The organism is Aquabacterium commune (assembly GCF_004362855.1).
Lineage (GTDB): Bacteria > Pseudomonadota > Gammaproteobacteria > Burkholderiales > Burkholderiaceae_C > Aquabacterium > Aquabacterium commune.
In genome coordinates this window covers 1-5,423 of sequence record NZ_SNXW01000028.1, presented here as the reverse complement: position 1 = coordinate 5,423, position 5,423 = coordinate 1, and the positions used below count along the sequence as shown (strand labels likewise).

Below are 5,423 nucleotides of genomic sequence, written 5' to 3'. Positions count from 1 at the left end.
TTCAGCGGCGCCGGAGCGAAGCGCAGGGCACCAACACCGCAGGGGTTGGCGTCCGCTGCAACGCACAGTTAGGCTGGTGGCAGTGGGCCGGATGCACAGGCAGTGAGACCGCACACGAGGCAACTGCCTGGTGTGCGCGATGTGCTGACTTGGCAGCTTCTGAGATGAACATTGCCATGCCGCCTACCCTTGCGTATGGCGTCAGCCATGCGCTGACGAATGCCTCAATCTAACCCACCTTCAACCTGAGCAGAAGACCTGCGCGGCACTCAACCCGAGGTGCTCGGTGGCCCGCACGACTGCCGCAGGACAGGCGGCCCGAAAGCCCGATGAACACTGGTGTATTCCGTCAGGCCTAACGCCCAAGTTCAGCGGCGCCGGAGCACCGAAGGTGCGCAGGGGCCCAATCCTGGCCATGGCCAGGATTGGCGTCCGCTGCAACGATCAGTTAGGCTGGTGCGCGAAGTGGAAAAGCTTGGGCCTTGGCCTTTTATTGCTCTTCGTAGGTGGCACGAACGCTTTCAAGCTTTGTATTGCCATGGGCTTCTGTGCCGTCGGCATTCAGCACCTTACATCCGTAGCCGCCGTAAGTCGCACTGAAGCGCTTGTCCTTCCATTCGCTGACCGTCATCGATCCTTTAGCTCGGCGGTCGAAGTCGTACTTTGCAAACCCGTTTGTCTTTGGGTCAACTGCGTTGCCACTCTGATCGAGCACCTCAATGTCAAAGTCTTCAAGGTCGCCAAGCGCGCGCATGCGGGTAGCCAAGGTTGTCATTTTTCCTCCTAAAGTGATGTGACAAGGGGTGTGATGTTATCAACGCACTGTTGTGCAGAACTTCGACGAGCCTAACGCCATAGTTAACCGGCGCCGGAGCACAAAGTGCGCAGGGTACCAACAAAGGCCATGAAAATGCCGAAGGCATGGCCTGTGTTGGCGTCCGCGTTGAACGCCGAGTTAGGCTGGGGCGCGTAGCGGAAGGTATGACTGAACAGTCATAGCCTAGTTTTTTTGAATTTGCATCTACCATTTAAAACTATGAATACTCAGTTTCATAGATTTTTTTCACGTATAAGACGAACTCGTTCTCGCTACCAAAGGACATGCACCCCCCGTTCAGCTCAAGGAGAACTTTCCTTCGGAAAAAACCTGATCTTGTGACTGCGCCACCGTGCATTTTCACCAGCAGTTCCGCCTGGTAAGGGTCTAGGCCATAGTACGAGTTACCTTCCAATGCAGCGTAGTGCTGTCTTTTTCGAAATTTGACCTCGGCGGTTTTGTGTTCAGAAAATACTTGCCTTTGAATTTCCTGCGGTGAGACGCTAGAGCCCACTACAGATACAATTTCATTCAAACGTATTGCCGCCTGAATTTCGCGTGATTTTAGGAGCTCTTCTGCAAGTTTTTGGTTCTGCGGGTCGCTACCAAAAAATCGCGAAAGATATGTCTTCTTAAATTCTTCGGCTATTGCGTGTGATTCGAGAAATGCCTTCTCTTCGATGAGCTTAAGCTTGAATGAAAACGCGAGTCTCCATGATATCTTTCCCAACTTTGCAAAATCTAATGCTATGGTTGGATGAAATTTTGTGGCAGTTCCCCAGGAACTCTCGATTTGTTCATCCGTGAAATGTGCAGCGTCCTCAAACTCGGATGGCTTGGCGGAGGTTGATGCGCCGTAGACGCTATCATATTGCCTTCGTTTTTCCGGATTTGAAAGTGTCTCGTAGGCGATGTTTATCGCCTTGATAAATTCGCTTGCGTCGGGCGAACTGTTTTTATCTGGGTGATAGATCGCTGCCAAAGCGCGGTATGCAGCTTTGATGACAGCAGGGTCTGCGCTTGGCACAACGCCCAAGGTGCTGTAGTGATCGATCATTGGTTGTCTGGTGATAGATGTGTGCCTAACGCCCAGGTTAACCGGCGCCGGAGCGCGAAGCGCGGAGGGTACCAACATGGGCCTTGAAAATGCCGAAGGCATGGCCCATGTTGGCGTCCGCGTTGAACCGACAGTTAGGCTGTGGCGCGGAGTGGAAGAGCGATGAGAGTAGGCTGGGCATGATTTTGGAAGTTGTTGGAGCTACGCGATTGCGAAACCTAACCCCTTGAGAAGCCACCTTGTGGTTCCTTTTTCCAGGGGCTGAGCCCTGCCTTTAAAGCCTCTTAAGTCTCCGAATGGCTCAAACCCAGCGGAAGCCTTGAGGTCTTTGTTCATCATTTCGGCATATTCGATTACGTCGAGAATGGCTTGACGCATGTCCGCATCTTTCACTGATTTTCCATGTACGACGCGATCTCGAATTTTCTCTGCTTCCTTGATCTTCGCTGCTGTAACCTTCGGAATTTCGTGGCCGATTACGTTCTTGTAAAGTGAATGAAAACCATCGCGCGTCAGGTGCTGCTTGTTGATAGCTGCCTCTGCAACCTCTGCATGCGCACCATGTAGCTTGGCTACTCCGCAATATAGAGTACGGTTTTGTGCTTTTTCTGTTCGTAGGAATACGTATGCGAGGCAGACTTCGTAGGGGAAGTCTTTGAGCAATGCCGGTAGTTGGTCGAAGTACCACTTGATTGAATCAGTACTCGCATCAAAGTGCTTTTTGACGCCAATGTATGTTGCAGCGGTTGCCATGAACGATCCTCCAATATATGAGATTTTGAGAAAGCCTAACGCCCGCGGTAAGCCGCGCCGGAGTGCGAAGCACGGAGGGCACCCGCAAGCGCAGCTTGTGGGCGTCGGCTTGACCGCCCAGTTAGGCTGTGGAGCGAAGCAGAGGGCAACGAATTGCCAAAGCGCTTGGCGCAGGGCGATGAGCCACCGACGTTCATAGACACTCCCTTTTTGTTTGCGGTGAGTTTGCCAGAAGCCTCGGCCTGGTCAAACCGCTAAACGGGTGTGCTGACTGCCGCAGGACAGGCAGCCCGACAGACCGATGGCGCGTGGCACTTTGGTGCCGCACGCTGGTTTGCTGGCCGCCAGTGGACGGACAGCTAGCTCAGCGATGGCATGGCGGGCCTTGCCTTGCCTGACTGATGAGCCGACTGCCAGTGGACAGGCGGCCCAAGCGAGAGGTGGTAAGCACAGCCTCAGCACGAACAAGCGCTCACGCAAACCAAGGCCCGCAGGACACGGCGACTTTCAGGGATCGAGCCTGTGCACCGGGTGTATTGGTGAATTGGCCTAACGCCCAAGTTCAGGGGCGCCCGCTTGGCGTTGCCGAAGCGTGCGCTGGTGGAGGCGTCCCCTGCAACGCCCAGTTAGGCAGGGGCTGTTGCATGCTGAATGGTTGCGCATAGGTTCTTTTCAGAACGGGCAAGCCGAGATGGTTGGGGCACAACACGACTTTGTCCCTTGCTGCGACCAGAGCGGACACGCCTCGGCTTTGAGCGCGTTGTTCCGTTGCTCAGTCAATGTGAGAGATGCTGCGTTGCAAGCCTGAAACCTGCGATTCAGCAATGCCAAGCCGCGACGTAGCCCAGCCCGGCGAATGGATCTTGATCCGTATTGCGAGCATGACTCCCGCCCGTGAAGAGAGCGATGGGCGCAGCAATAGCCTTTGTATGGGGACAGGTAGCGCTGGTATAGGCCTATCGAGAACACGGCAGCGTTGCTAATCATGGTTTGCCTAACGCCCAAGTTCAGCGGCGCCGGAGCACCGAAGGTGCGCAGGGCACCAACCTTGGCCATGAAGATGGCGAAGCCATGGCCAGGGTTGGCGTCCGCTGGAACGCCCAGTTAGGCGCTGGTTAATTGCGTATTTCATAGACGATGGTCAACGCACCAAAGAGGATGAACATCAGCGCAGCACTGAGCCATAAAAGCGCTTTTTGGGCGTTGCGAGCACTGTTCAACCACGCCTGCATTTTTCGAGCGACCACACTCTTGCGCGCAATGATGGGCAGAAGCCCGACTGTGGCGACAAGTATGAGCAACGCTGCAAGCTTGAGCATGCTTCCACCACCATTAGGTACATGCTCGAACATAAGCGCCTAACGCCTGCGTTCAGCGGCGCCGGAGCGAAGCGCAGGGCACCAACCCCGAAGGGGTTGGCGTCCGCTGGAACGCCCAGTTAGGCTGGTGGCAGGACATGGATTGCGCAGGCAGCGAGCCCGCACACGAGGCAACAGCCTGGTGTGCGCGATGTGCTGTGTTGCCAGCCGACTCCAACAACGTTGCCATGCCGCCTCCCTTTGCGTATGGCGTCAGCCATGCGCTGACGACTGCCTCAATTTAACCCACTGCAACCTGCGCGACTGTGACGCCACCACGCAGACCGCACGCCTCGGTGGTGCGCACGACTGCCGAAGGACAGGCGGCCCGAAAGCCCGATGAACACTGGGCATTCAAGCAGACCTAACGCCCGCGGTAAGCCGCACCGGAGTGCCTAGCACGGAGGGAACCAACAAGCGAAGCTTGTTGGTGTCGGCTTGACCAAACAGTTAGGCTGGTGACAGGTGCTTTGCCTGCGAGTACACAAAAACCACAGTTGATGTTCATGGCGAACATGCCTTCTCGACAAAACTAAACCGGTGCATTTCAAAAAAACGGAACGTTGAATCGCTAACCTCGGATAGGTTGACAACAACGTCACCGCCTAGCGGCGCTGCTTCTTTCTGTTCATGCGCCCAGGCATCAACGCAGTCAACTTCCGCTCCGTTTTTAACCAGCGCTCGAATCGTAGCCGCAATCTGCTTTGTTGCTTCGACATCGCTAGCCTCTTCAGGGAACCAGTCTTCGGGCTCGCCGAAGCCCAGCTCTACGCTAGAAACGTATAGGTGGCGTAGTTCACAGCTGCAGCCTGATTTAGAACCGATGAACCACTTGAACGGATGCGCTAGGTACTTCTCTTCAGGAACGCCAGGAAGCGATTTTGAGAACGTCACAAGTTCATTGTTGTGAGTCGTCAAGTCTGCTTCACAGGTTGTACTGAGAACGGTCATGTAGCACATGGCGGCGTTTATATCGAGCGGTTTTGGGGAAAGCCTAACGCCTGCGTTCAGCGGCGCCGGAGCGAAGCGCAGGGCACCAACCCCGCAGGGGTTGGCGTCCGCTGGAACGCCCAGTTAGGCTGGTGGCAGGACAAGGATTGCCCAGGCAGCGAGCCCGCACACGAGGCGACAGCCTGGTGTGCGCGACGTGCTGTGATGCCAGCAAGTTCAAACCACATTGCCATGTCGCCTCCCTTGCGTATGGCGTCAGCCATGCGCTGACGAATGCCTCAATCTACCTCACTGCACCCTGCGCGACTGTGACGCCATCACGCAGACCGCACGCCTCGGTGGCTCGCACGACTGCCGCAGGACAGGCGGCCCACAAGCCCGATGAACACTGGGCATTCAAGCAGGCCTAACGCCCAAGTTCAGCGGCGCCGGAGCGAAGCGCAGGGCACCAACACCGCAGGGGTTGGCGTCCGCTGCAACGCACAGT

6 protein-coding genes are annotated in these 5,423 nt (G+C 55.9%); all 6 read right to left on the bottom strand.

What is annotated here, in order from left to right; genetic code table 11:
• Nucleotides 1-490: 490 nt before the first annotated feature.
• The 6 genes from EV672_RS18515 to EV672_RS18490 all read right to left on the bottom strand — a co-directional run bounded on the left by EV672_RS18515 (nt 491) and on the right by EV672_RS18490 (nt 4,936).
• Nucleotides 491-775 carry a hypothetical protein gene (locus EV672_RS18515; protein WP_133611414.1) on the bottom strand — a complete coding sequence of 95 codons (285 nt, stop codon included), beginning with the start codon at nt 773-775 and terminating at the stop codon, nt 491-493.
• A 259-nt stretch (nt 776-1,034) separates the two neighbouring features.
• Nucleotides 1,035-1,874 carry a J domain-containing protein gene (locus EV672_RS18510; protein WP_133611413.1) on the bottom strand — a complete coding sequence of 280 codons (840 nt, stop codon included), beginning with the start codon at nt 1,872-1,874 and terminating at the stop codon, nt 1,035-1,037.
• A 201-nt stretch (nt 1,875-2,075) separates the two neighbouring features.
• Nucleotides 2,076-2,627, bottom strand: coding sequence for a hypothetical protein (locus tag EV672_RS18505; RefSeq protein ID WP_133611412.1), 552 nt, complete (start codon nt 2,625-2,627; stop codon nt 2,076-2,078).
• 672 nt (nt 2,628-3,299) lie between these two features.
• A complete protein-coding gene (yidD, locus tag EV672_RS19410; protein ID WP_424923184.1) occupies nt 3,300-3,614 on the bottom strand; it encodes a membrane protein insertion efficiency factor YidD in 315 nt (104 codons plus the stop codon).
• 128 nt (nt 3,615-3,742) lie between these two features.
• A complete protein-coding gene (locus tag EV672_RS18495) occupies nt 3,743-3,946 on the bottom strand; it encodes a hypothetical protein (protein ID WP_133611410.1) in 204 nt (67 codons plus the stop codon).
• A 543-nt stretch (nt 3,947-4,489) separates the two neighbouring features.
• A complete protein-coding gene (locus EV672_RS18490) occupies nt 4,490-4,936 on the bottom strand; it encodes a hypothetical protein (RefSeq protein ID WP_133611409.1) in 447 nt (148 codons plus the stop codon).
• Nucleotides 4,937-5,423: the final 487 nt, after the last annotated feature.